Origin of the sequence: Rhizobium sp. SU303 (assembly GCF_021052345.1) — a bacterium.
Taxonomy (GTDB): domain Bacteria; phylum Pseudomonadota; class Alphaproteobacteria; order Rhizobiales; family Rhizobiaceae; genus Rhizobium; species Rhizobium laguerreae.
Genome location: NZ_CP088095.1, coordinates 1,928,889 through 1,952,102, shown reverse-complemented (window position 1 = coordinate 1,952,102; position 23,214 = coordinate 1,928,889). Strand labels below are relative to the sequence as shown.

General features: G+C 59.9%; 25 protein-coding genes. 14 read left to right on the top strand and 11 right to left on the bottom strand.

Annotated elements, in window-relative coordinates; genetic code table 11:
• Positions 1-5 precede the first annotated feature (5 nt).
• From RlegSU303_RS09820 to RlegSU303_RS09810, 3 genes are all read right to left on the bottom strand, one after another.
• Complete coding sequence (locus RlegSU303_RS09820; RefSeq protein WP_231283818.1) at positions 6-1,568, bottom strand: substrate-binding domain-containing protein; 1,563 nt, start codon at positions 1,566-1,568, stop codon at positions 6-8.
• A 14-nt stretch (positions 1,569-1,582) separates the two neighbouring features.
• The gene (locus RlegSU303_RS09815) at positions 1,583-2,659 is read right to left on the bottom strand and encodes a toxic anion resistance protein (RefSeq protein WP_231283776.1); all 1,077 of its coding nucleotides are present in this window, start codon (positions 2,657-2,659) and stop codon (positions 1,583-1,585) included.
• A 190-nt stretch (positions 2,660-2,849) separates the two neighbouring features.
• Complete coding sequence (locus RlegSU303_RS09810; RefSeq protein WP_017960273.1) at positions 2,850-3,686, bottom strand: cell envelope integrity EipB family protein; 837 nt, start codon at positions 3,684-3,686, stop codon at positions 2,850-2,852.
• A gap of 136 nt (positions 3,687-3,822) precedes the next feature.
• Here RlegSU303_RS09810 and RlegSU303_RS09805 point away from each other — a divergent pair, with 136 nt between their 5' ends.
• From RlegSU303_RS09805 to RlegSU303_RS09775, 7 genes are all read left to right on the top strand, one after another.
• Positions 3,823-4,293 carry a RidA family protein gene (locus tag RlegSU303_RS09805; RefSeq protein WP_231283775.1) on the top strand — a complete coding sequence of 157 codons (471 nt, stop codon included), beginning with the start codon at positions 3,823-3,825 and terminating at the stop codon, positions 4,291-4,293.
• On the top strand, positions 4,290-5,009 hold the full coding sequence (locus RlegSU303_RS09800) for a glycerophosphodiester phosphodiesterase (RefSeq protein WP_017960271.1): 720 nt from the start codon (positions 4,290-4,292) through the stop codon (positions 5,007-5,009). Before RlegSU303_RS09805 ends, RlegSU303_RS09800 begins: the two co-directional genes overlap by 4 nt.
• A 180-nt stretch (positions 5,010-5,189) precedes the next feature.
• Positions 5,190-6,380, top strand: coding sequence for a GNAT family N-acetyltransferase (locus RlegSU303_RS09795; protein WP_094086059.1), 1,191 nt, complete (start codon positions 5,190-5,192; stop codon positions 6,378-6,380).
• A gap of 155 nt (positions 6,381-6,535) precedes the next feature.
• The gene (locus RlegSU303_RS09790; RefSeq protein ID WP_231283774.1) at positions 6,536-6,967 is read left to right on the top strand and encodes an HIT family protein; all 432 of its coding nucleotides are present in this window, start codon (positions 6,536-6,538) and stop codon (positions 6,965-6,967) included.
• Between the two features lie 156 nt (positions 6,968-7,123).
• A complete protein-coding gene (locus tag RlegSU303_RS09785; RefSeq protein ID WP_205931710.1) occupies positions 7,124-7,363 on the top strand; it encodes a hypothetical protein in 240 nt (79 codons plus the stop codon).
• A complete protein-coding gene (locus tag RlegSU303_RS09780; RefSeq protein WP_231283817.1) occupies positions 7,363-7,791 on the top strand; it encodes a PIN domain-containing protein in 429 nt (142 codons plus the stop codon). Before RlegSU303_RS09785 ends, RlegSU303_RS09780 begins: the two co-directional genes overlap by 1 nt.
• A 75-nt stretch (positions 7,792-7,866) precedes the next feature.
• Complete coding sequence (locus RlegSU303_RS09775) at positions 7,867-8,157, top strand: Dabb family protein (protein WP_003559040.1); 291 nt, start codon at positions 7,867-7,869, stop codon at positions 8,155-8,157.
• A gap of 71 nt (positions 8,158-8,228) precedes the next feature.
• Here the strand turns inward: RlegSU303_RS09775 and clpA are convergent, their stop codons facing one another.
• The 6 genes from clpA to RlegSU303_RS09745 all read right to left on the bottom strand — a co-directional run bounded on the left by clpA (position 8,229) and on the right by RlegSU303_RS09745 (position 14,093).
• Positions 8,229-10,721 carry an ATP-dependent Clp protease ATP-binding subunit ClpA gene (clpA, locus tag RlegSU303_RS09770; RefSeq protein ID WP_094086063.1) on the bottom strand — a complete coding sequence of 831 codons (2,493 nt, stop codon included), beginning with the start codon at positions 10,719-10,721 and terminating at the stop codon, positions 8,229-8,231.
• Between the two features lie 10 nt (positions 10,722-10,731).
• The gene (gene clpS / locus RlegSU303_RS09765; protein WP_017988219.1) at positions 10,732-11,082 is read right to left on the bottom strand and encodes an ATP-dependent Clp protease adapter ClpS; all 351 of its coding nucleotides are present in this window, start codon (positions 11,080-11,082) and stop codon (positions 10,732-10,734) included.
• A 276-nt stretch (positions 11,083-11,358) separates the two neighbouring features.
• Positions 11,359-11,730 carry a phasin family protein gene (locus RlegSU303_RS09760; protein WP_017960264.1) on the bottom strand — a complete coding sequence of 124 codons (372 nt, stop codon included), beginning with the start codon at positions 11,728-11,730 and terminating at the stop codon, positions 11,359-11,361.
• Between the two features lie 271 nt (positions 11,731-12,001).
• Positions 12,002-12,205 (bottom strand): DUF3126 family protein, encoded by a 204-nt coding sequence (locus tag RlegSU303_RS09755; protein WP_003539277.1) that lies wholly within the window; start codon positions 12,203-12,205, stop codon positions 12,002-12,004.
• Between the two features lie 140 nt (positions 12,206-12,345).
• The gene (gene cysE, locus RlegSU303_RS09750; protein WP_003539276.1) at positions 12,346-13,179 is read right to left on the bottom strand and encodes a serine O-acetyltransferase; all 834 of its coding nucleotides are present in this window, start codon (positions 13,177-13,179) and stop codon (positions 12,346-12,348) included.
• Positions 13,180-13,307: 128 nt separating this feature from the next.
• The gene (locus RlegSU303_RS09745) at positions 13,308-14,093 is read right to left on the bottom strand and encodes an alpha/beta fold hydrolase (protein ID WP_222402686.1); all 786 of its coding nucleotides are present in this window, start codon (positions 14,091-14,093) and stop codon (positions 13,308-13,310) included.
• Positions 14,094-14,251: 158 nt separating this feature from the next.
• On the opposite strand from RlegSU303_RS09745, the gene RlegSU303_RS09740 reads away from it, so the two are divergent.
• Both RlegSU303_RS09740 and RlegSU303_RS09735 read left to right on the top strand, forming a co-directional pair.
• Positions 14,252-14,497, top strand: a complete 246-nt coding sequence (locus RlegSU303_RS09740) for a zinc-finger domain-containing protein (RefSeq protein ID WP_222402685.1) — start codon at positions 14,252-14,254, stop codon at positions 14,495-14,497.
• 27 nt (positions 14,498-14,524) lie between these two features.
• The gene (locus RlegSU303_RS09735; RefSeq protein ID WP_222402684.1) at positions 14,525-15,679 is read left to right on the top strand and encodes an FAD-dependent monooxygenase; all 1,155 of its coding nucleotides are present in this window, start codon (positions 14,525-14,527) and stop codon (positions 15,677-15,679) included.
• 30 nt (positions 15,680-15,709) lie between these two features.
• Here the strand turns inward: RlegSU303_RS09735 and RlegSU303_RS09730 are convergent, their stop codons facing one another.
• A complete protein-coding gene (locus RlegSU303_RS09730) occupies positions 15,710-16,900 on the bottom strand; it encodes a cystathionine beta-lyase (protein WP_077981278.1) in 1,191 nt (396 codons plus the stop codon).
• 360 nt (positions 16,901-17,260) lie between these two features.
• Between RlegSU303_RS09730 and RlegSU303_RS09725 the strand changes: the two genes are divergently transcribed.
• From RlegSU303_RS09725 to RlegSU303_RS09710, 4 genes are all read left to right on the top strand, one after another.
• Positions 17,261-18,286 (top strand): amino acid ABC transporter substrate-binding protein, encoded by a 1,026-nt coding sequence (locus RlegSU303_RS09725; RefSeq protein ID WP_017960259.1) that lies wholly within the window; start codon positions 17,261-17,263, stop codon positions 18,284-18,286.
• Positions 18,287-18,389: 103 nt separating this feature from the next.
• The gene (locus RlegSU303_RS09720; RefSeq protein ID WP_231283773.1) at positions 18,390-19,592 is read left to right on the top strand and encodes an amino acid ABC transporter permease; all 1,203 of its coding nucleotides are present in this window, start codon (positions 18,390-18,392) and stop codon (positions 19,590-19,592) included.
• A gap of 1 nt (position 19,593) precedes the next feature.
• A complete protein-coding gene (locus RlegSU303_RS09715) occupies positions 19,594-20,748 on the top strand; it encodes an amino acid ABC transporter permease (protein WP_077981125.1) in 1,155 nt (384 codons plus the stop codon).
• Between the two features lie 35 nt (positions 20,749-20,783).
• Positions 20,784-21,557: an amino acid ABC transporter ATP-binding protein gene (locus tag RlegSU303_RS09710; RefSeq protein ID WP_012757299.1), complete on the top strand. Its 774-nt coding sequence runs from the start codon at positions 20,784-20,786 to the stop codon at positions 21,555-21,557.
• A 57-nt stretch (positions 21,558-21,614) separates the two neighbouring features.
• On the opposite strand, the gene RlegSU303_RS09705 is transcribed toward RlegSU303_RS09710, so the two are convergent.
• Positions 21,615-22,259 carry a hypothetical protein gene (locus RlegSU303_RS09705; RefSeq protein ID WP_231283772.1) on the bottom strand — a complete coding sequence of 215 codons (645 nt, stop codon included), beginning with the start codon at positions 22,257-22,259 and terminating at the stop codon, positions 21,615-21,617.
• A gap of 471 nt (positions 22,260-22,730) precedes the next feature.
• On the opposite strand from RlegSU303_RS09705, the gene RlegSU303_RS09700 reads away from it, so the two are divergent.
• Entirely contained in the window at positions 22,731-23,180 is a 450-nt protein-coding gene (locus tag RlegSU303_RS09700; protein WP_131622534.1) for a DUF3597 domain-containing protein, read from the top strand.
• Positions 23,181-23,214 lie beyond the last annotated feature (34 nt).

The following is a 23,214-nucleotide window of genomic DNA, read 5'->3' as shown; positions in this document are numbered from 1 at the left end:
CTGTCCTAATTGTAGCCTCGCGCGGTGCGGAAGGCGGTGGCGAGATCCGAACCGCCATCGAATACGCGCGCCGAGGTCAGCTTGGCGAGACTGTCGAGCTGGGTCTTGTCGGCATCGCCGAATGTGATGCCGAAGATCGGCACATGCGGCTCCATCGCCTTCCATTCTCTGGTGAAGGGCTGGCTTTGATCATCGGACTTGCCGTCGGTCATGATGACGATGGCAGGCAGATAAGTCGAGAGCCCGTCGGTTCGGGCAATCTGCTGCAGAGCCCGTGCGGCGCAGGCATACATGTTCGTGCCGCCATTGGCCTTCTGCCGGGAAATCTCGTTCAGCAGCCCCTCCTGCTCCAGCGGATTTCCACTCGCCATGAAAGTGTTGCGCACGCTGCCGTCGAAGGGAATGACGATGATCTGATCGGCGGGCGACCATTGCACCAGCACCTTGCTCGCCTCGTCGGGCGTCAACAGGAAACGCATCGCCTTCTGCAGCTGATCCTCGCCGTCACCCTGCATCGAACCGGAAAAATCGAGGCAGAGCGCGGTCAGGGACGGTTTGCGCAGCGCGGCCTGATAAAGGTTGAGCGCCTGGCGGATGACGCCCGCCTCCGGCATGCGGATTGCCGTCACCAGCCGGGCGGGATCGAAATTCCAGCTTGGCTCCGGCTTTGCGGCAACGCCGGTCAAGGGAATGCGCCGGCCGGTATCGGCGATGCGCTGCTGCACGGGGGCCGAGCTCAGATAGGCGAGCAGATCGTTGAAGAAGGTCTGGACTTCCGGCCCGCGGCCATGATCGACGAAACCGATAGGCGAATCCGCCATGGCCACACCATCGGCCGGATAGATCGCGTAAAGCGGTTCCTGCGACAGGGCGGCGAGCTTGTCGTTGGTTTCCTTCAGCACCGCCTCGTAATTCCACATCGCATCATAGATCGTGCCCTTGCCGGCGGATTCGACATAGAGTTCGGCAAGCCAGCCGGAAGAGCCGGAAGAGCGCACGACACCTGACAGCAGCGACCGGACGCTCTCCTGGACGTGTTTGTCGTCGAGATCGCCGGGCTCGATCACCGGCTTGTTGCCGAGCGCGCTCGACAGCATGGAAAGATAGGCGCTGGCGCCCGAATTGGATTGCGTCGCCGAGGTCATCAGGAACTTCAGCGACCCGCTCTCGACCGCAGCGAGAATGTCCTTCATGAAAACGTCCTTGCCGATCCAGCCGAGCTGCTCGGCCTTCGACCTGCGCACGCCCAAGACCACCGGCGTCTGGGCGATCGAGGTCAGGCTCTTGACGCGGCGCTTGGTGTCGAACATGTCGACCCAGACGCTGGAGGCCGGCCAGACCGCATCCTGCGCGACGCCCTGGTCACTCTGCAGCGCCAGACCGATATCGAGCGTGCCTTCATACTTGAAGGTGCAGGTGGCGTTCTTCTGCTTGCAGAATTCTTCGACGATCGGCTGCAGAACGGTGTTCTCCGATCCCGATACGATCGAGAAATCCGGCCCCAGGGGATTGCAGCCGGCAAGGGGCAGAGCGGCAAGAAGTGCCAGGCCTGAAAGCAGTGCTCGCATCGTCATCTTGCCGATCACGCTTGGGTCATCGCCTTCTTGAGTTCGATCGTCATCTGCTCCATCTGCTGTTCGGCGAGCGCCCGCTTGCGGCGTCCCTCCTCCTGAACCTGCAGCACGCCTGATATCGTATCGATCAGATCCCTGTTCGCCTTGGCGAGCGTGTCGATATCGACGATGCCGCGCTGCGACTGCTGCTCGATTGATATCGCCTGGTCCTTCATCATCTCGGACGCCTGGCGGATCATGTCGTTGGTGGCGTCGGTCACCGCCTTCTGCAGGTCGAGCGCCGATTTCTGCCGCGTCAAGCCGAGCAGGATCACCATCTTCTGCTTCCAGGCCGGCACCGTCAGCGCCGAAGTCGCCTGCAGATTCTCGATCAGCGTCTCATCGCCCGCCTGAACGATGCGGATCTGCGGCAATTGCTGGATGCCGAGCTGACGGGCCTGCTGCAGGTAGAAGACCCGCTTTTCCAGCCGGTCGAGCGCCTGCAGGCTGTCCTGATAGGTCTGTGCTTCCAGCATGCCGCCGCCGGGGCCGGTCGCCGCCGCCTCGGCTTGCGCCTTCAGCGTCGGCAGATCGACGCTGCGGAAACGCTCGGCGAAAGTCTTGCCGGCCTGAACATAGGCCTCGAGCCGCATGATCGATTGCCTGGTTTCCTCATGCAGGTCGTCGAGCAGCGCAATGTCGCGCCTTAGCGTATCCTTATGGCGGTCGAGCTCCAGGCCGATCCGGTCGATCTGGCCGGCCACGTCTTCGAACTCCGCCTTGAAGCGTTCGAGCCTGGCCTTGGCCGAGAGAAACATGCGACTGAGGAAACCCTTATCCTTCAGCGATGCCGGATCGAGGCTTTTCGATTTGAGGATGATGTCGGTCAGCAGGCGGCCGACATCGCCGAGGTCCTTGTTGCGGACTTCGCGCAGGATCCTGTCGGCATAATCGCTGACCGCCTGCTGGGCGCGGTCGCCATAGACCGAAATGCCGGCACGGTCGGTGATGTTGATGCTATCCGAAATGCGGGCAATTTCCGCCGGATCGGCGACAACAACCGGCAGGGCGGCATTCTGAACAGTCGCGAGATCGGTGTCGGCCATGATTCGGGCTTTCAAGCTTGCGATGCGTAATGGCTACGCAGTCCAGCAGATAAACGTCATCGCAATGGCTTGGCCGCCAGGATCGCACCGACCCGAAAAGCAGGACGACAGACGGCGACTCAGTCATCGCTGATCGCCGAACCATAGTGAATTTTATGATACAGTTTTATGACAGGCGAGAGCCCGTCGCCTACTTGCAAACCTCGGCCTTGCGGTCCAGCAGCTCCAGCTTGGCGAGCTTGCCGCTCAGGACGAAATCACCGTAATCCATCGTCAGATCGCGGGTAATGCCGTTCTCATAGAGCTTGAAGGACATGCGGTAGACCGGCAACGCATCCGATTTCGCACTTTCGTTGAAATAGGCGATCGTCACCGGCCAGAAGGCCGTCTTGGAGAAGGCGCCGGCGTTGCCGGCATCGGCTTCCTCGGCGATCGGCGTCTCCTGCTTGCCGACGATCGTCGTCGTCGCCAGCGACTTGTCGCCGTCGTCCGAACCGTCAAAAACGCGCGCCTCGAAGAAGCGCTTGCCGTCCTTGGCGTGCTGGATCACATCGAGCATATGTTCCGTGGGAAAACGGCTTTCTAAAAGCTGCAGCTCGCGGCTCGCCGGCTGCTTGAGATCGACCTTGACACCATCAGGCTGGTCCTGCGCCGCACCGTTGACCTCTTTATCGAGCTGCTCGTCGGTGAAGGATTTGGTGTCGAAAGTGAACTTGCCGTCCTTCAGGTTTTCGAAGGTCTTCGTCTGTTGATCGCTGACACGCACGCTGTCGCCGGTGTCGATCTGGGTCACGAAGCGGAAATTGGTGGTAAAGCCCTGGCAATAGCTGCCGTCGAACTCATAGACCATGCGACCGTACATGCCGGCGATGCCGGAGCGGTCCGAGGCATCCTTCAATTCCAGATCGTAGACCGCGCGATGTGCGACGAGGCCGGTCGCGATCGCAGCGCTAACCGCGGGCGCAGCCGCCCATGCATTGGCGGAAACGCTGGCGAGAAGCAGAGCGACAAGACTCGATCGGAACATTCATTAACTCCTGTTGGACTCGGTCGCCATGTTATAAGAACGCTTTCGGCCAAATCGAGGCTCGAAACTGTCATATTGAAGAATCTAGTCTTGATGCATAATTTTTGAAGAATTGACAACAAAAGCGGAGACGAAAATGCCCGATGAAATTGCGGCTCGCCTGATTGAGATGGGGATAACCCTTCCCGAAGCCGCAGCACCTGCTGCAAATTACGTTCCCTATGTCATCAGCGGCAATCTTCTCTACATCTCCGGCCAGCTGCCGCTCGAAGGCGGCAAGATCGCTGTCTCGGGCCATCTCGGCACGACAGTCGACGTTGCAACGGGCCAGCGCGGCGCCGAACTCTGCGCCATCAACATCCTTGCCCAGGCGAAGGCCGCACTTGGCGGCGATCTCGGCCGTATCCGGCGCGTCATCAAGCTGAACGGCTTCGTCGCCTCGGCGCCCGACTTCGTCGAGCAGCATCTCGTCATCAACGGCGCTTCGAACCTGATTGCCGGCGTGCTTGGCGAAGCCGGCAAACATGCCCGCGCTGCCGTCGGCATGGCGGCCCTGCCGCTGAATGCCGCCGTCGAGATAGACGCTATCATGGAAATCGCAGAATGACCAATGTTGCCTGGATCAGGGAACTGCCGGTCGCCCATCGCGGCTATCACGACCTCAACACGCATGTCTGGGAAAACACGCTTTCGGCCTTCTCGCGCGCCGTCGAAGCGGGCTTTGCGATCGAATGCGACCTGCATTACGCCTCCGATGGCGTGCCGGTCATCTTTCACGACGAGGACCTGCAGCGCCTGTGCAATCTCAACGGCGACATCCGCGAGCGCACCTCTCGGGAACTCGGACTGATCGCCGTTGGCGGCACAAGCGACAAGGTGCCGACGCTGCGCCAGCTCCTCGATCTCGTCGAGGGCAAGGTGCCGTTGGTGCTGGAGCTCAAGGGGCGCGAGGCCGATGACGAAGGTTTCGCCGAAGCTGTGCTCGAGGTCCTCGAAGGCTATGAGGGCAAGGTGGCGCTGATGAGCTTCGACCACTGGCTGCTGCGCGATCTGAAGGCGCTTGGCTCACCCTACCCGCTCGGGCTGACCGCCAACGGCAACACGCCGGAAGAGTTAAAGGCGCATGCGAAGGCGATGGAGATCGGTCTCGATTTCATCTCCTATTATTATGACGACCTGCCGAATGCCTTCATCACCGGCGAACGCGAAAAGGGCATTCCCGTCATCACCTGGACGGTGCGTGACGAAGAGGCGCGCCGACGCACATTCGCCAATGCAGACCAGATGACCTTCGAAGGCTTCGATCCGCGTGGGACTGTTTGACGCTCGCTTTTTGGCCAAGATCATGCGCAAACTGCTGCATAATTCCTTAAACCGGATCGATTTGAGGACAAAATTATGCCGCAACTCAAAGTGTTACAGCGTCCTTTGCGGATCTGAAAAGACGCGCGGCGCTGTAAGGCAGAGCCGAGACTCTCCTCCCACAGGCTTCGCATTTGTCCCATGACTGATGAATTATCCATTCGCGTAGAACGCTCCTTCACCGCGATTTCCCCGGAGAGCTGGTCCAGGCTTTCCGGGGCCTCGAAGACCTGCGCTACGATTGCCTACAACCCTTTCGTTTCGCACGCCTTTTTATCGTCGCTGGAAGAATCCGGCTCGGCCGACGCAGAGACGGGATGGCTCGGCCACCATCTGCTGCTCGAGACCGGGCACGGCGAACTGATCGGCGCCCTGCCCGGCTATCTCAAGAACCACAGCCAGGGCGAATATGTCTTCGACCATGGCTGGGCCGACGCATTCGAGCGGGCCGGCGGGCGTTATTATCCCAAACTTCAGTGCTCGATCCCGTTCACCCCGGCGACGGGCCCGCGGCTTCTTGTCGCCGAAGGGCTGCAGCGACTGCCGATCCAGAGCGCGATCGCCGAAAGCCTGAAGGAGGTGGTGCGCCGGCTCGGCATCTCCTCGGCCCACATCACCTTCGTGCCGGATGATGAGATCGGCGTCTTCGAGATGGACGGCTATCTGCACCGCACCGACCAGCAGTTCCATTTCATCAATGACGGCTATGCCAATCACGAGGATTTTCTCGAAACGCTTGCCTCGCGCAAACGCAAGGCGTTGCGCAAAGAGCGCCGCGCCGCCCTCGAAAACGGAATCAGCATCGACTGGCTGACCGGCCGCGACCTGACAGAACGCATCTGGGACCAGTTCTTCAAGTTTTACATGGATACTGGCGGGCGCAAGTGGGGCCGGCCCTACCTCACCCGCAAGTTCTATTCGTTGATCGGCGAGCGCATGGCCGACGATATCCTGCTGATCATGGCCAAGCGCGACGGGCGCTATATCGCCGGCGCGATCAACTTCATCGGCGGCGATACGCTCTACGGCCGTCACTGGGGCTGCATCGAGGATCATCCCTTCCTGCATTTCGAGGTCTGCTATCACCAGGCGATCGACTTCGCCCTTTCGAAAGGGCTGAAACGGGTCGAGGCCGGAGCGCAGGGCGAACACAAGCTCGCCCGCGGTTACCTGCCGGTGACGACGCATTCCGCCCATTATGTCGCGCATGCCGGCCTTCGCCGGGCGATCGGCGACTATCTCGCCCGCGAGCGCGCCGATGTCGAACAGATGAGCGAGTTGCTGAGCGAGCACAGTCCTTTCCGCAAGGGCGAGCGTCAGCAGGAGGATTGACGCCGCCGCACCGGCTGCGTTACCCGCTCGACGACGCATATTCCTTAAATCGGAATCGATTTAAGGATAAAACTGTGCAGCGATTCAAAGTGCGACAGTGTCCTTAGCGCGTTTGAAAAGACGCACGGCGCTCTGAAAAACGAGGAGATTTCGTGATGACCAGCCCGGCCGCTTATGACGACAACAACATCTTCGCCAAGATCCTTCGCGGCGAAATCCCCTCGCACCGGGTTTACGAGGACGAGCATACCATTGCCTTCATGGACGTGATGCCGCAGGCGCCGGGCCATGTGCTCGTCCTTCCCAAGGCGCCGTCGCGCAATCTCCTCGATGCCGATCCAGCCACCCTCACCCACGCGATATCAGTCGTCCAGAAGATCGCCAATGCGGTGAAGGAGGTCTTCGACGCCGATGGCGTGTTTATCGCCCAGTTCAACGAGCCGGCCGCCGGGCAAACGGTGTTCCATCTGCATTTCCACGTCATCCCGCGGCATGAAGGCATGGCCCTCAAGCCGCATTCCGGCAAGATGGAGGACGGTGCGGTGCTTGCCGGCAATGCCGAAAAGATCAGGGCAGCACTCGCGTAAGGTCAACAACTGGTGGGCGGACGTCCCACTGACAGTCCATCCTTGCTGAACGGTGATTTTCTGGATATATTACCGGAAATAAGCTGAAGGTGCATCGTGACCAGTTCGCAAAAGCGTGCCATTCAAAATTATCGATCCCGCCTCGGCGAGCGTGGTATGGCGCGCTTTGAGGTGATTGCGCTTGACAGCGACCGAGATCTTATCCGCTCCCTTGCTCGGCGCCTTGCGGAAGAAGGTCCGGATGCCTCGCGTTTGCGTGCGGTCGTCAGTCAATCGATTGCCGGCGAGCCTGCTCCGAAAGGCGGCATTCTGGCCGCGCTTCGCCGCTCTCCTATGGTCGGCGCTGACCTCGACCTCACGCGCCCTCGCGAGGAAGGTCGCAAAGTCGACCCTTGATGCGTTATCTGCTCGACACGAACATTCTCAGCAATGTCACCAAGCCCGCGCCATCGGAGCCCCTGCTGGCCTGGATGGCCGTTCAGACCGACACAGACCTCTTTATTTCCTCCCTTACCGTCGCCGAGATCCGAAGCGGCGTTCTTGAGAAGCCTGCCGGCAAGAAGCGCGATCAGTTGGAGGCATGGTTTTCAGGGCCCGAAGGTCCGCACGCCCTATTTGCCGGTCGTATCCTCGCATTCGACGAGAAGGCCGGCCTGATCTGGGCACGGCTGATGGCTGATGGAAGGGCCAAAGGCCGGCCACGCAGCGGCCTCGACATGATCATCGCGGCTGTCGCCGAGGCCAACGGATGCATTGTCGTCACGGATAACGAGAAAGATTTCGACGGGTTCGATATCGTCAATCCGCTGCGGTATCCTTCATGACCGGCATACCCATCCCATCGTTCCCGTTGACGCTCTTCTACTGAATTTCGTTCGCACCTCTGAAGGAACAAGATCATGATCCGCCATACTGTCGCGTTCCGCCTGAAGCACGAAGCCGGCTCGGCTGAAGAAACGTCGTTTCTCGCCGACGCGCTGGTGCTTGCCAAGATCCCGAGCGTGCGGAACTTCGAGCAGCTTCGGCAGACGAGTCCAAAAAACGATTTTACCTTCGGCTTTTCGATGGAATTCGACGATCAGGCTGGCTACGACACGTACAACCTCCATCCCCTGCATGTCGCCTTCGTGCGCGACCGCTGGGTGCCCGAGGTCGCCGACTTTCTCGAGATCGACTACACCAGGCTCTGAAAAGGGCATACAGATCCGGAAACGAAAAAGGCCGCGGGTGACGCGGCCTTTTCCAATTCGGTGACAGTATCTTACTTCTTGCGTGGAACCTTCGGAACCGCGCTTCCCTTCTTCGGGGCGTCGCGGACCTCAGGCTCGGCCTGCGGCACCGCCTTGGCGCGCGTCTTGCGGGCTGCCTTCGTCTTCAGCTCGCCGTCATCCCCATCCTCGGCTTCGGGATGCACGACCTCGGCTTCGGGCTTCGGCTTGATCGGCGCCGTTTCCGAGATGGCTTCGAGCACGATGCCGGGCTTGCCGTCTTCCTTCGGGCCGACGGTGACATTGACGACGCCGCCCTTCTTCAGCTTGCCGAAGAGGATCTCGTTGGCAAGCGGCTTCTTGATCGTATCCTGAATGACGCGAGCAAGCGGGCGGGCGCCCATCTTCTCGTCGTAACCCTTTTCCGCCAGCCAGGCGATCGCATCCTCGTGCAGGTCGAAGGTGACGTTCCTTTCGGAAAGCTGGGCCTCCAGCTGCATGATGAACTTCTGTACGACCTTGTGGATGACGGCCGTCGGCAACGCCGCGAAAGGAATGATCGCGTCGAGACGGTTGCGGAATTCAGGCGTGAACAGGCGGGTGAGCGCCTCCTCGTCCTCGCCGGTGCGCTTGGACGAGCCGAAGCCGATCGCCGCCTTGGCCATTTCCGACGCACCCGCATTCGTCGTCATGATCAGGATGACGTTGCGGAAGTCGATCTTCTTGCCGTTATGGTCGGTCAGCGTGCCGTGATCCATGACCTGCAAGAGGATATTGTAGATGTCGGGATGGGCCTTCTCGATTTCGTCGAGCAGGACCACGCAATGCGGGTGCTGGTCGACGCCATCGGTCAGAAGACCGCCCTGGTCGAAGCCGACATAGCCGGGAGGCGCGCCGAGCAGACGCGAGACCGTGTGCCGCTCCATATACTCCGACATGTCGAAGCGCAGGAGTTCGACGCCGAGCGACGATGCCAGCTGCTTTGCCACCTCGGTTTTGCCGACGCCGGTCGGACCGGAGAAGACATAGGCGCCGATCGGCTTGTTCGGCTCGCGAAGACCAGCACGCGCCAGCTTGATCGAGGTCGAAAGAGCTTCGATCGCGATATCCTGGCCGTAAACCACAGAACGCAGTTCCTGCTCAAGATTGGCGAGCACGGCTTCATCGTCCTTGGAGACGGTCTTCGGCGGAATGCGCGCCATCGTGGCGACCGTCGCCTCGATCTCCTTTTCGGTAATCAGCTTGCGGCGCTTGGACGGCGGCAGCAGCATCTGGGCCGCACCGGTTTCGTCGATCACGTCGATCGCTTTGTCGGGCAGCTTGCGGTCGGAGATGTAGCGGGCCGACAATTCGACGGCCGACTTGATGGCATCGTTCGAATAACGAAGGTGGTGATACTCTTCGAAATAGGGCTTCAGGCCCTTCATGATCTCGATCGCATCTTCGATCGACGGTTCGCTGACGTCGATCTTCTGGAAACGACGGACCAACGCACGATCCTTCTCGAAGAACTGGCGGTATTCCTTGTAGGTGGTCGAACCGATGCAGCGAATCGCGCCCGATGACAGGGCCGGCTTCAGCAGGTTCGATGCATCCATCGCGCCGCCCGAGGTGGCGCCGGCGCCGATCACCGTGTGGATCTCGTCGATGAAGAGCACGGCGCCCGGATATTCTTCCAGTTCCTTGACGACCTGCTTCAGGCGCTCCTCGAAATCGCCGCGGTAGCGCGTGCCGGCGAGCAGCGTGCCCATGTCGAGCGAGAAGATCGTCGCATCGGCGAGGGCTTCGGGAACCTTGCCTTCGACGATGCGCTTGGCAAGGCCTTCGGCGATCGCCGTCTTGCCGACGCCGGGATCACCGACGTAGAGCGGATTGTTCTTCGAACGGCGGCACAGGATCTGGATGGTACGGCTGACCTCGGCGTGACGGCCGATCAGCGGATCGATCTTGCCGCCCTTGGCCTTCTCGTTGAGATTAACGCAATAGGCCTTGAGCGCATCCTGCTGCTTCTTCGGGCCGCCCTCTTCCTCGCCGCCGCGCGCAGTCGGCTTGCTGCTTTCGGCTTCGTCCTCAGCGCCGCGCGGGGGACGCACATCCGAAGCGCCCGGCCGCTTGCCGATGCCGTGGGAGATATAGTTGACGGCATCGTAGCGGGTCATCTCCTGCTCCTGCAGGAAATAGGCGGCGTGGCTTTCGCGCTCGGCGAAGATGGCGACGAGCACGTTGGCGCCGGTCACCTCTTCGCGGCCAGACGATTGCACGTGGATGACGGCACGCTGGATGACGCGCTGGAAGCCGGAGGTCGGCTTCGAATCCTCGTCATAACCGGTGATCAGGTTGGAAAGTTCGTTATCGACATATTCGACGAGCGTCTTGCGCAAGGTGTCGAGATCGACATTGCAGGCACCCATGACCGCGGCCGCATCGGCATCGTCGATCAGGGCAAGCAGCAGATGCTCGAGCGTCGCATATTCGTGGTGCCGCTCGTTGGCAAAGGTCAGTGCCTGATGGAGCGCCTTCTCTAAACTAGGCGAAAATGTTGGCACGTTCAGATCCTCACTTCTTTTCCATGACGCATTGCAGCGGATGCTGGTGCTGCCGGGCGAAGTCCATCACCTGGCTGACCTTCGTTTCCGCTACCTCGTATGTGAATATTCCGCATTCGCCAACGCCGTGGTTATGGACATGAAGCATGATGCGGGTGGCACTTTCACGATCCTTCTGAAAAAAACGCTCCAGAATATGGATGACGAATTCCATGGGAGTGTAGTCGTCATTCAAAAGCAGCACGCGATAGAGGTTGGGCTTTTTGGTCTTCGGCTTGGTGCGTGTGATGACCGAGGTTCGATTTGCGTTGTCCCCGTTCCTTTCGCTGTCGTTCTGCATCCGGATCGGCTTTGCGATCATTGTCATTCATTCCTCAAGCAATCCGGCGGAGCATGGGAGGGTGCTTTTCCCGCCGAATATCTGAAACACTAACTTAGTTCATAATAGGCTGATTTTAAGCCCCCTGTCAGACACTGCAATCAAGAAATGGCCGGCATGCACGGGAAAGACCAAAAAAGTCCCTGGTCGATCCCATGCGGGCGCTGCAGCGAAAGCGGAAACAAAAAGACCGGCCACAGATGCGTAGCCGGTCTTCGTTTTTCAATATGTAGCGCAGGTTGCGCCGTCAAAATCGATTCATGCAGCAGCAGGCGTCGCCGAGGGCGCCGACTTGGCGGTCTTGACGACAGCAGCGGCGACCGGCGCTTCATAGGGTTTGTAGGCTGATTTGGCGAGATCGGCATACATCTCACTGAGCTTCGTCGTCTCGGAGACAAAGCCTTCAAAATACGCCTTGACGTAGTTTGTCTGCAGCTCGAAAGCGGCCTCGAAGCTCTTGACGCCGGCCAGGGTTTCGAAATGCGTCACCGCGTCCTGAAAGGATTTCTTCGAATATTCCGTGGCTTCAGCGGCGATCGCCTGAAAACCCTTGGTGGTGTCGGAATAAGTTTTCACCGCCGTGTCGACGGCTTCCTTGCTCTTCTTGTTGGCGTCTTCAAAGTTGAACATAAGCCATCCTCCGTTGGGCTGTTGGTGGCGGCAGGGTAGCTGCAATGCAAAAATAGTCAAGTAGTCTTGTGCGCTGCACAACATCCAGTAGTTGCATGACAATCATATAACAAAGTCCGCGCGTCAGGGCACGTACGTCTTTAACTGATTTTGCTAAAATATATCAGAATGCCGCAACCAGAAGTTTTGAATAAATTCTCACTCCGAATCGAAAAACAAAAAAGACCGAACGGATTGCGCCGTTCGGTCCTTTTGAAGCATTCGAGCGCGATCAGAGATCGACGTCGAGGATCGCCATCGAAAAGTTGTATGAGCGGTCGCCGTCCTCGTCATCGATATAGACGACACCCAGAAATTCTTCGCCGAGATAGACTTCCGCAGAATCATCCTTGCGCGGACGCGCCTTGACGATCATCTGCGGGTTGAACATGCGCTTGAAATAGGCGTCGAGCTTCTTGATTTCTTCTGGCTTCACTCTGTCATCTCCGTAAGCGGTCTTGATTGGCCGCTTCTTGCACAGGAAATGCAGCGGTGTAAAGGCAAGGTTGCCGTTTGCTCATGGCCCTGCCCGCTCGGATCCCGCCGACTTTTCCTATCCTTGTTTCCAACGGGCGCTCAGATATCGGCGCCGATCACCTGGTCCATGTTGCGCGACGGCTCGGAACAACCGGCCTCGCCGACGACCTTGGCCGGCACGCCCGCAACCGTCTTCTTGGGCGGCACCGCCTTCAGGACGACGGAGCCGGCGGCGACGCGTGAGCAATAGCCGATCTCGATATTGCCGAGGATCTTCGCACCGGCGCCGATCATGACGCCGGAGCCGATCTTCGGATGGCGGTCAGCGCCCTCCTTGCCGGTACCGCCGAGTGTGACGCCGTGCAGGATCGAGACGTTGTCGCCGATGACGGCCGTCTCGCCGACGACGAGGCCGGTGGCGTGATCGAGGAAGATGCCCTTGCCGATACGGGCGGCCGGATTGATGTCGGTCTGGAAGACGCTGGAGGAACGGCTCTGCAGATAAAGCGCAAAATCACGCCGGCCGCGGTTCAGCAGCCAATGGGCGAGACGATGCGTCTGCAGCGCGTGGAAGCCCTTGAAATAAAGTACCGCCTCCATGAAGCGCAGGCATGCGGGATCGCGGTCGTAGATCGCTTGGATATCGACACGCAGGATGGAGCTCCAGTCCGGCCAGTCGAGGAGCATTTCCTCGAAGGTCTGGCGAAGCAGGTTCGCCTGCATGTCGGGGTGATCGAGACGTTCGCAGATGCGGTGGATGACGCATTCCTCGAGCGAATGGTAGTTGATCACAGTAGAATAGAGGAAGGCGGCGAGAACCGGATCGCGTTCGGCGGCGAGTCGGGCTTCCTCACGCAGGCTGTCCCAGATGGGATCCATCACCTTCAGCGGATGGCCTGTGTCAAAAGCACGAATGTCAGTCTTTGCGACCATCGCCGCTCTCCTCGTTGCCGGAAGGAATGCCGTTTTCGGAATGCCAATATATAGAGGAAAACGCCAATAACATAAATGGGTGCCGTCGCCATGGTTTTTTAGTATGGTTTTTCGGCATCACGATGTTGTCAGCGATGGGCGACCTTTGCGTAGAAGGCCAGAACCGCCTGCTTGAAAACCCTGTCGCCGACGGCGAGCATATGATCGCGGCCGGGAATATCGAGCGCTTCGGCATTTTGCATCAGCGCCGCCAATTCCTGCGGCGAGCCGGCGATATCATCCTTGGTGCCGACGCCGATCAGCGTCGGCATGTCCAGCTTGGCCATGTCGGAGCGGGCGACGAGATCGCGCGAGCCGCGGATACAATCGGCAAGCGCGACGCGGTCGCTCTTCGTCTGCTCGGCGAAGGCGCGGAACATGCGGCCGCGGGTATGCGTCACCGCCTCCAGCGAGGGAGCCAGCAGCGCATCTGCGATCGGGTCCCAGTCGCCGACGCCGTCGGTCATGCCGATGCCGAGGCCGCCGAGCACCAGCGAACGGACGCGATACGGATTGGCAAGCGCGGCAAAAACGGAAATGCGCGCGCCCATCGAATAGCCCATGACATTGGCTTCCGGGATGCCGAGATGATCCAGCAAGGCGATCGCATCGCCGGCCATGACCCAGGGACGATAGGCTTCGGCATCGTGCGGCTTGTCGCTTGCGCCGTGGCCGCGATTGTCGATGGCGATCACCCGGTAGCCGGCATCGCCGAGCGTCTTCAGCCAGCCCGGATGCACCCAGTTGACGTTTGCGGTCGAGGCAAAGCCGTGGATCAACAACACGGGGACGCCGGCCGGATCGCCCTCATCGAAGAAGGCGAGCTGCAATCTGTCATGGGTGAAGCTCGAAAATGTCGGCGTATTCAGGTTCATCGGGCCTTCCTTTTTGGCGCGACCATAATCGAGCGGCCCTTTATCGTGAAGCCAAAAACTGTGGCTAAAAACTGTGCCTGGCGCGGCGCTTTGGCTCTACACATTTGCGGCGAAGGCTTATAAGGTTCGCGCACATTTCAAAGCATTCGGAGAGCGACATGGCCGGCCACAACATTCCTCACTTCCAGAACGACGGCGGTCACCGCGTTATCGAAGTCGGCGTCAAGGAATTCATGTGCACCGGCGCTTCGGCTCCCTTCGATCATCCGCACATCTTCATCGACATGGGCGACGACAATGAGAAGGTCTGTTCCTACTGCTCGTCGCTCTATCGCTTCAATTCCACGCTCAAGCCGAGCCAGACCAATCCGGCCGGTTGCGTTTTCCACGTGAAGGCGGCGTAACGCGTCCAGATCCGGATCGGACGGACAATGCCGGTCGAACATGCCGCCATCATCGGCGCCGGGATATCAGGGCTGACCGCTGCCCTTGCGCTTTCGCGCCGCGGTATCAGCTCGGAGATTTTCGAGCAGGCGGGCGAACTCACCGACATCGGCGCCGGATTGCAGGTTTCGCCGAACGCTTCCCGCATCCTTGCCGAACTCGGTATCCTTGAAGGACTGTCAAAGGTCTGGCTCGAGCCGGACGCGATCCGGCTGATATCGGGTGGGTCGCTCCGCCAGCTCGCGGCCGTGCCGGCCGGCAAATTCGCGCGGGAACGCTGGGGCGCTCCCTATGGCGTCCTGCATCGCACCACATTGCAGAAAACCCTTTTGGCTGCGGTTGCGGCCGATCCGCGCTGCCGGCTTCACCTCGGCGTGCGGATGGACTTGACCCTACCGCCTTTCGAGCGGGCGGCCGATGTCGTGATCGGCGCCGACGGCGTCTGGTCGAAGCTCCGGCAAGCGGTGCCGGGCAGCCCCTCGCCGCGCTTTTCCGGCAATATCGCCTACCGCTTCACCATTGCCGAAACGGAGGCGCCCGGTTTCCTCGACCGGACAAGCGTTTCGGCCTTTCTCGGCGGTTCGGCGCATCTCGTCTGCTATCCGCTGAGGGAGACCGGCAGCTTCAACATGGTGGCGATCACGGCCGGCAATATCGCGCCCCAGGCCTGGCAAAGCGAAGCGACGGCCGAGCAGCGGGCGCAACTGCGGGCGCGCCTTTCCGGCTGGAACACCGCGATCGTCTCGCTGCTCGACAGAAATAGGAAGCTGACGTTCTGGCCGCTGTTCGAAACCACATCAGGCGCATGGCAGGATGGCCGAAAGACGGTTCTGATCGGCGACGCAGCGCATGCGATGATGCCTTTTGCCGCCCAGGGAGCGGCGATGGCGATCGAAGATGCCTACGAACTGGCCGCGTTTCTTTCGAACCGTCCCGTGGCGGAAGCGCTGGCGCGGTTTGAAAGACATCGGGCGCCGCGCATTGCGAAGCTTCGCCAGCGTGGCGCCTTCAACCGGTTCGCCTATCATGCGAAAGGGCCGATTCGGATCGGCCGCGATCTCGTGCTCGGCCTCAAGCCGCCGCTAAGCCTCGCGGCAGATCTCGATTGGATCTACGGCTATCGGGCTGTCGATCTGCCTTGAGGCGCCGCAAGCGACGATGAGCGTGCCTGATCAGACCGCGCTTGCCGCCGCAAAACCCCGTTCGATATCGGCCTTCAGGTCGGCCACGTCCTCGATGCCGATCTGCAGGCGGATGACCGGACCGTCCGTCGGCGCCTTGGCGACCTTGCGATCGTTGAGATAGGCATGCAAGGCGAGGCTTTCAAAGCCACCCCAGGAATAGCCGAGACCGAAAATCCTGAGCGCGTCCAGGAAGGCATGCGCCTTTGCTCTGGACTTTTCGGGACCATCGGCGGCAAGCACGAAGGAAAAGATGCCGCTGGCACCCTTGAAATCGCGCTTCCAGAGATGGTGCGAGGGGAAACTCGGCAGGGCCGGATGCAGCACGCGGGCGACGTCGTCCCTGCCCTCGAGCCATTCCGCGATCGAGAGTGCGCTTTCATAATGCCGCTCGAGGCGCAGGCCCATGGTGCGCAATCCGCGCAGAATCTGGTAGGCATCATCGGGTGCGCCGCAGATGCCGAGCACACCGTTTGCTTCCTTCAGCCGCTCCCAGTGCTCGGCATTGGCCGAAACCGTTCCGAGCAGGATGTCGGAATGGCCGGACGGATATTTCGTCGATGCGTGGATCGAGATGTCGACGCCGTAATCGAGCGGCCTGAAATAGACCGGCGTCGCCCAGGTATTGTCCATCATGACGACGGCGCCATGGCGATGCGCAACCGCCGAGATCGCCGGAATATCCTGCATTTCAAAGGTATTGGAGCCGGGAGCCTCGGTGTGGACGAGCTTCGTGTTCGGCCGGAACAGCGTCTCGATGCCGGCGCCGATCTCCGGATCGTAATATTCCACCTCGACACCGAGGCGCTTCAGCATCGTGTCGCAGAAATGGCGCGTCGGGCCATAGACCGAATCGACCACCAGCGCATGATCGCCGGCAGCGACGAAACCCAGAAACGGAATGGTGACGGCCGCAAGGCCCGACGGCACAAGGATCGTTCCGGCCGAGCCTTCAAGTGCGTCGATCGCCTCGCAGAGCGCATCCGTCGTCGGTGTGCCGCGCGTTCCGTAGGTGTATTTCTGCGTGCGCGTCTCCATCGCCCGCGCATTCGGAAACAACACCGTCGAGGCGTGCACGACCGGCGGATTGATGAAGCCGTGATAGTCGAAGGGGTCGTTGCCGATATGGGTCAGGCGGGTATTGATGCCGGCATTCTGCAGCAAGCTGTCTTTGTCTTTCATGTCGGGGATAGCCTTTGCGAAAGGTCGCGAAACCAGACTTTTGGACGCCCGACCGTTTCGGGTCAACCCCTTGAGGATCGGTTGGAGGCGACGATCCGAAATGATGGAAATTTCGATTTTCGCGTTATTTTTCCGCAACAGGACGCCTATTTCCTAGTCAACCGCCCATGAATGCAGCGCTATCTGCCAAAATGTTGCATTTCGCCGCAATTATTGGGCGCGACACTTGACCGTAGTGACATTTGCGACTGTGATAGGGTCACTCGCGCCGGGAGGGTGTCGAGACAATGGGGAGGCGGCACGGATTGTCGGCACGCACTCTCCACAAGAAAAGATAAGACAACGGAAAAGGTTGGGAAAATGAAAAATAAGCTCCTGTCGGCCGCCATCGGCGCAGCAGTTTTGGCAGTTGGCGCCTCGGCCGCCTCCGCCACCACTCTCTCAGACGTCAAGGCAAAGGGTTTCGTTCAGTGCGGCGTCAATACCGGCCTTACCGGCTTTGCCGCACCTGACGCTTCCGGCAATTGGGCCGGCTTCGACGTCGATTTCTGCAAGGCCGTCGCTTCGGCCGTGTTCGGCGACCCCACCAAGGTCAAGTATACGCCGACAAACGCGAAGGAACGTTTCACCGCTCTGCAGTCCGGCGAAATCGACGTCCTCTCGCGCAATACGACCTGGACGATCAATCGCGACACCGCACTCGGCTTCAACTTCCGTCCCGTCACCTATTATGACGGCCAGGGCTTCATGGTGCGCAAGGGCCTGAACGTGAAGTCGGCTCTCGAACTCTCCGGCGCCGCAGTCTGCGTGCAGTCGGGTACCACCACCGAACTGAACCTTGCCGATTATTTCAAGACGAACAATCTGCAGTACAATCCGGTCGTCTTCGAAAATCTTCCTGAGGTCAACGCGGCCTACGACGCCGGTCGTTGCGACGTTTACACGACCGACCAATCCGGTCTCTATTCGTTGCGTCTGACGCTGAAGAATCCCGACGAACACGTCATCCTTCCTGAGATCATCTCCAAGGAGCCGCTTGGCCCGGCCGTCCGTCAGGGTGATGATCAGTGGTTCGACATCGTTTCCTGGACGGCTTATGCGCTGATCAATGCCGAAGAGTTCGGCATCACCCAGGCAAATGTCGACGAGATGAAGAACTCGCCGAACCCGGATATCAAGCGCTTCCTCGGCAGCGAGACCGACACCAAGATCGGTACCGATCTCGGCCTGACCAATGACTGGGCCGCCAACGTCATCAAGGGCGTCGGCAATTATGGCGAAATCTTTGAGCGCAACATCGGTCAGGGCAGCCCGCTCAAGATCGAACGCGGCTTGAATGCTCTGTGGAACAAGGGCGGCATCCAGTACGCACCGCCGGTTCGTTAATCGAGCACTGGCATGAACTACCGGGAGGGCGGCCGAGCCGCCTTCCCGCTTCCAAAAGTTAAAAAAGAAAGCCCGAAAACGGGCACAAGGGGATTGGCGCGGTATGACGCATGAGGCTGTGGATAGGACACCTTTGCATGGCACCGGCTGGAGTTTCCGGTCGGCAATGTACGACCCGAAATACCGGAGCATATTTTACCAGGTTCTAACAATTGTCGTTCTCGTGGGCTTTGTGTGGTGGGTGGCCCATAACACGGCCGTGAACCTTGCCCGCAGCAATACGGCATCGGGTTTCGGCTTTCTTCGCGGTCGCGCCGGTTTCGAAATCGGCCAGTCGCTGATCGGCTTCTCGAGTGACTCGACTTATGCGCGCGCACTTCTCGTCGGTATTCTGAATACCTTGCTGGTGGCGGTGACCGGTATCTTCACGGCGACCATCATCGGCTTTCTGATCGGGATCGGCCGGCTGTCGCGCAATTGGCTGATTGCCAAGCTCTGCACGGTCTATGTCGAGGTTTTCCGCAACATTCCGCCGCTGCTCGTCATCTTTTTCTGGTATCTCGGCGTTCTCTCCGTGTTGCCGCAGCCGCGCGAGTCGGTGGGTCTGCCGTTCAGCATGTACCTCAACAACAGAGGACTAGCCTTCCCGAAGCCAATCTTCGAGACGGGCATGATAGCGGTCGGCATCGCCCTCGTGATTGCGATTGTCGCCACCATCATCATCGCGCGCTGGGCCCACAAACGCCAAGCCGCAACCGGCCAGCCGTTCCACACCGTATGGACGGCGATCGCGCTGATCGTCGGCTTGCCATTGCTGGTCTTCGTTATCTCCGGCTTTCCGCTCACCTTCGACGTTCCGGTTGCCGGAAAATTCAACCTCACGGGCGGCTCCGTCGTCGGCCCCGAATTCATGTCGCTGTTTCTCGCTCTGTCCTTCTATACCGCCTCGTTCATCGCCGAGATCGTTCGCGGCGGCATTCGCGGCGTTCCAAAGGGACAATCCGAAGCAGCCGGCGCGCTGGGGCTGCATCCGTCGAGCGTGACGAGACTTGTCGTGGTGCCGCAGGCGCTGCGCATCATCATCCCGCCGCTGACGAGCCAGTACCTCAACCTGACCAAGAACTCCTCACTCGCCATCGCGATCGGTTTCTCGGATCTCGTTGCCGTCGGTGGCACGATCCTCAATCAGAGCGGTCAAGCGATCGAGATCGTCTGCATCTGGGGTATCGTCTATCTCAGTTTGAGCATTCTCACGTCGCTGTTCATGAATTGGTTCAATGCCAAGATGGCACTGGTGGAGAGATAAGATGTCGGTTGCTGATAAACCCTTCGTCAGAACGTCCATCCTTGCCGCCGAACCGCCGCCGCCCGGCGAGAGGGGAGCCGTCGCCTGGATACGTCGCAATCTCCTGGCAACTCCGAAGGACGTGATCCTGACAATTCTGGCTCTTGCGCTCATCGCATGGGCCGTGCCGCAGCTCGTCAACTGGTTGTTCATCCAGGCCGTGTGGTCCGGTCCGGACCGCACATTCTGCGCGACGACGCTCCAGGGCGGCATCCAGCCTGACGGCTGGAGCGGTGCATGCTGGGCCTTCATCAGCGCCAAGTACGATCAGTTTATCTTCGGCCGCTACCCGCTCGGTGAGCGTTGGCGGCCGGCGATCGTCGGGATCCTGTTCATTGTGCTGCTGGTTCCAATGCTGATCCCGTCGGCGCCGCGCAAGGGCCTGAACGCCATTCTTCTGTTCGCCGTCCTGCCGATCGTCGCCTTCTGGCTTCTTCACGGCGGCTTCGGCCTCGAAGTGGTGGAAACTCCACTCTGGGGCGGGTTGATGGTGACGCTCGTCCTGTCCTTTGTCGGTATTGCCGTCTCCCTACCCGTCGGCATTCTGCTTGCGCTGGGACGCCGCTCGAAGATGCCCGTCATCCGGATGCTTTGCGTTACCTTCATCGAGGTCATTCGAGGCGTTCCGCTGATCACCGTTCTGTTCATGGCAAGTGTCATGCTGCCGCTTTTCCTTCCGACAGGCTGGAACGTGGACAAACTGCTTCGGGCGCTGATCGGCGTGTCGATCTTCACGTCGGCCTATATGGCGGAAGTGATCCGCGGCGGCCTTCAGGCGATCCCGAAGGGACAGTTCGAAGGCGCCGATTCGCTTGGCCTCGGCTACTGGCAGAAGACCCGGTTGATCATCATGCCGCAGGCCATCAAGCTGGTGATCCCGAGCATCGTGAACACTTTCATCGGAACCTTCAAGGACACGTCGCTGGTCACCATTATCGGCATGTTCGATCTGCTTGGCATCGTCAAGCTGAACTTCTCCGATGCCAACTGGGCAAGCGCCGTCACGCCAATGACGGGCCTGATCTTCGCGGGCTTCATCTTCTGGCTGTTCTGCTTCGGCATGTCGCGTTATTCAGGCTTCATGGAACGCCATCTCGATACCGGCCACAAACGATAAGAACGCTACAACGATAAGAATGAGGGAAAATAGTCATGGCTGAAGCTCCAGCGAAAAAGCTCACCGTTTCCGCAACGGAAGTGGCGGTCGAGATCGTCAACATGAACAAGTGGTACGGCGATTTCCACGTGCTGCGCGACATCAACCTGAAGGTCATGCGCGGCGAGCGCATCGTCATTGCCGGCCCGTCGGGTTCGGGCAAGTCAACGATGATCCGCTGCATCAACCGCCTTGAAGAGCATCAGAAAGGCAAGATCGTCGTCGACGGCACCGAGCTCACTAACGATCTGAAAAAGATCGACGAGGTGCGGCGCGAAGTCGGCATGGTGTTCCAGCACTTCAACCTCTTCCCGCATCTGACGATCCTGGAAAACTGCACGCTGGCACCAATTTGGGTCCGCAAGATGCCGAAGAAGCAAGCCGAAGAAGTGGCCATGCACTTCCTGAAGCGGGTCAAGATCCCGGAGCAGGCCAACAAATATCCGGGCCAGCTCTCCGGCGGCCAGCAGCAGCGCGTGGCGATCGCCCGGTCGCTGTGCATGAACCCGAAGATCATGCTGTTCGACGAGCCGACTTCGGCGCTCGACCCCGAAATGATCAAGGAAGTGCTCGACACCATGGTAGGTCTTGCAGAGGAAGGCATGACCATGCTCTGCGTCACCCATGAAATGGGCTTTGCCCGCCAGGTCGCCAACCGCGTCATCTTCATGGACCAGGGCCAAATTGTCGAACAGAATTCGCCGGCCGAGTTCTTCGACAATCCGCAGCACGAACGCACCAAGCTGTTCCTCAGCCAGATCTTGCACTAAATCGAAGCGTCCTTTGAAAAGACCCGCCGCGCCTCCCGGTCGGCGGGTCTTTCACGTTCAGCGGGAGGCTGTCGCCTGCAGCAGACTGCAGAGACCGGCAAGACCGGAATCACCGCCGGAGCCGGAGATGTCGGCGCAACGGACGAGCATCTTGCGCTGCTCATTGACAGGCCTCGCCCGGAAGGCCTCCAGAGTGCGGGCCTGTGAGGGCCTGAGGGTGCTGCCAGACGTAGCCGTGGCTCCGCCGCCAGCTTCGTCTACCCCGCCTATGGCGAGATTGGCGATGCCATTACCGCTGCCGACCGAGGCCGTTGTGTTGGCATCGATTCCATCGGAACCGCCGATGCGTGGGTTGAGATCGGCATTGACGCCACGCCCGCCACCGATCCTGGCGTGGGCGTCTGCGTCGAGACCGTTGCCACCGCCGACACTGGCATTGACATCGGCGTCGATGCCCCGGCCACTGCCGGCATTGGCGGTCGCATCGGCATTGACGCCACTCGAGCCGCCAACGGAAGCATCGGCATCGGCGCTGATGCCGCTCCCGCCGCCAATCGAAGCCCCGACATCGGCGCTGACGGCGTTGCCTGCATTCACCGACACACCGACATCGATCGCACGCGCATCGCTTGCCGGCATGGCAAGGAGGGCGCAGGTAGATGCGAAGACTGCAAAGGAGAGTCTATTGTGGTTATGGGTCATGTTTTCCTCCGTTTCCATTCCGCCGAACGATCTGCCCGGCAGTCGAAAATCGAGGAACGCGCGTGCCTTCGATCGATCGGACGCCTGCAACTACAGGACGTCCATGGCAAGGCAACGTGAAGAGATGACGAAGGTTTCACAGTATGGCGCGGCAAAGTCGGTTCGGCGGCGTGCAATGATGTTTCACGGTTATTGAATTCCGAATCGACCGACCGACTGTGCCAAAAACGGGCATGTCTGCTAACAGTCGGAGGACTGCTGAAGTATTCCCTCCGATGGCGCCAGCAATCTTCAGCCGTCGGCGAATAATCGTATGGCAGCTTTTCCCTATGATCGACCTCAGATGTCGCGCGCATTGGCTTTTCCACCAGCGATTGAACATGCTAAAAATAACTCCCTTTCCGCCTGGATATATCAAGCGGGAAGTCCATGTTTCTGCATGTTCTCATCTGAGGGAACTGGAGGTTTAAAATGGGTATTTTCGACAAGATCAAAAATGCAATCTTCGGAGAGGCGAAAGCAGCCGAACCCGTTGCTGCCGGCGCGCCGAAGACAGAGCCGGCGCCAGCGCCTGCCTCACCGTCGGCAGCCCCCAGTCCGGCGCCCGCGGCCCCTGCCCCGCAGAGCAAGCCGGTCCCCACGGCCACCGCACCAGGCACAGCCACAGTCGATATCGTCCCGATCCTCGATGCGGCTGCGAAAAAGAGCGGTCAGAAACTCGATTGGCGCCGCTCGATCGTAGACCTGATGAAAGCCGTCGGGATGGATGCGAGCCTGACCGAACGCAAGGAACTTGCCGCTGAACTCGGCTATACCGGCGACACCAACGATTCCGCAAAAATGAACATGTGGCTGCACAAGGCCCTGATGAAGCGGCTTTCGGAAAATGGCGGCAAAGTCCCGGCCGATCTCCTGGATTGATCGATGACGCATCGCTGCCGCTATTCTGTGGCGG

What these genes read in the sequence shown, in the direction of transcription:
- RlegSU303_RS09715 (WP_077981125.1), top strand. Translation starts at nt 19,594, where the DNA reads ATGTCGGTTGCTGATAAACCCTTCGTCAGAACGTCCATCCTTGCCGCC.
- RlegSU303_RS09780 (WP_231283817.1), top strand. Translation starts at nt 7,363, where the DNA reads ATGCGTTATCTGCTCGACACGAACATTCTCAGCAATGTCACCAAGCCC.
- RlegSU303_RS09790 (WP_231283774.1), top strand. Translation starts at nt 6,536, where the DNA reads ATGACCAGCCCGGCCGCTTATGACGACAACAACATCTTCGCCAAGATC.
- RlegSU303_RS09820 (WP_231283818.1), bottom strand. Translation starts at nt 1,568, where the DNA reads ATGCGAGCACTGCTTTCAGGCCTGGCACTTCTTGCCGCTCTGCCCCTT.
- RlegSU303_RS09800 (WP_017960271.1), top strand. Translation starts at nt 4,290, where the DNA reads ATGACCAATGTTGCCTGGATCAGGGAACTGCCGGTCGCCCATCGCGGC.
- RlegSU303_RS09705 (WP_231283772.1), bottom strand. Translation starts at nt 22,259, where the DNA reads ATGACCCATAACCACAATAGACTCTCCTTTGCAGTCTTCGCATCTACC.
- RlegSU303_RS09760 (WP_017960264.1), bottom strand. Translation starts at nt 11,730, where the DNA reads ATGTTCAACTTTGAAGACGCCAACAAGAAGAGCAAGGAAGCCGTCGAC.
- RlegSU303_RS09775 (WP_003559040.1), top strand. Translation starts at nt 7,867, where the DNA reads ATGATCCGCCATACTGTCGCGTTCCGCCTGAAGCACGAAGCCGGCTCG.
- RlegSU303_RS09745 (WP_222402686.1), bottom strand. Translation starts at nt 14,093, where the DNA reads ATGAACCTGAATACGCCGACATTTTCGAGCTTCACCCATGACAGATTG.
- cysE (WP_003539276.1), bottom strand. Translation starts at nt 13,179, where the DNA reads ATGGTCGCAAAGACTGACATTCGTGCTTTTGACACAGGCCATCCGCTG.
- RlegSU303_RS09805 (WP_231283775.1), top strand. Translation starts at nt 3,823, where the DNA reads ATGCCCGATGAAATTGCGGCTCGCCTGATTGAGATGGGGATAACCCTT.
- RlegSU303_RS09710 (WP_012757299.1), top strand. Translation starts at nt 20,784, where the DNA reads ATGGCTGAAGCTCCAGCGAAAAAGCTCACCGTTTCCGCAACGGAAGTG.
- RlegSU303_RS09730 (WP_077981278.1), bottom strand. Translation starts at nt 16,900, where the DNA reads ATGAAAGACAAAGACAGCTTGCTGCAGAATGCCGGCATCAATACCCGC.
- RlegSU303_RS09740 (WP_222402685.1), top strand. Translation starts at nt 14,252, where the DNA reads ATGGCCGGCCACAACATTCCTCACTTCCAGAACGACGGCGGTCACCGC.
- RlegSU303_RS09735 (WP_222402684.1), top strand. Translation starts at nt 14,525, where the DNA reads ATGCCGGTCGAACATGCCGCCATCATCGGCGCCGGGATATCAGGGCTG.
- RlegSU303_RS09785 (WP_205931710.1), top strand. Translation starts at nt 7,124, where the DNA reads ATGGCGCGCTTTGAGGTGATTGCGCTTGACAGCGACCGAGATCTTATC.
- RlegSU303_RS09795 (WP_094086059.1), top strand. Translation starts at nt 5,190, where the DNA reads ATGACTGATGAATTATCCATTCGCGTAGAACGCTCCTTCACCGCGATT.
- RlegSU303_RS09720 (WP_231283773.1), top strand. Translation starts at nt 18,390, where the DNA reads ATGACGCATGAGGCTGTGGATAGGACACCTTTGCATGGCACCGGCTGG.
- RlegSU303_RS09810 (WP_017960273.1), bottom strand. Translation starts at nt 3,686, where the DNA reads ATGTTCCGATCGAGTCTTGTCGCTCTGCTTCTCGCCAGCGTTTCCGCC.
- clpS (WP_017988219.1), bottom strand. Translation starts at nt 11,082, where the DNA reads ATGATCGCAAAGCCGATCCGGATGCAGAACGACAGCGAAAGGAACGGG.
- RlegSU303_RS09725 (WP_017960259.1), top strand. Translation starts at nt 17,261, where the DNA reads ATGAAAAATAAGCTCCTGTCGGCCGCCATCGGCGCAGCAGTTTTGGCA.
- RlegSU303_RS09815 (WP_231283776.1), bottom strand. Translation starts at nt 2,659, where the DNA reads ATGGCCGACACCGATCTCGCGACTGTTCAGAATGCCGCCCTGCCGGTT.
- RlegSU303_RS09700 (WP_131622534.1), top strand. Translation starts at nt 22,731, where the DNA reads ATGGGTATTTTCGACAAGATCAAAAATGCAATCTTCGGAGAGGCGAAA.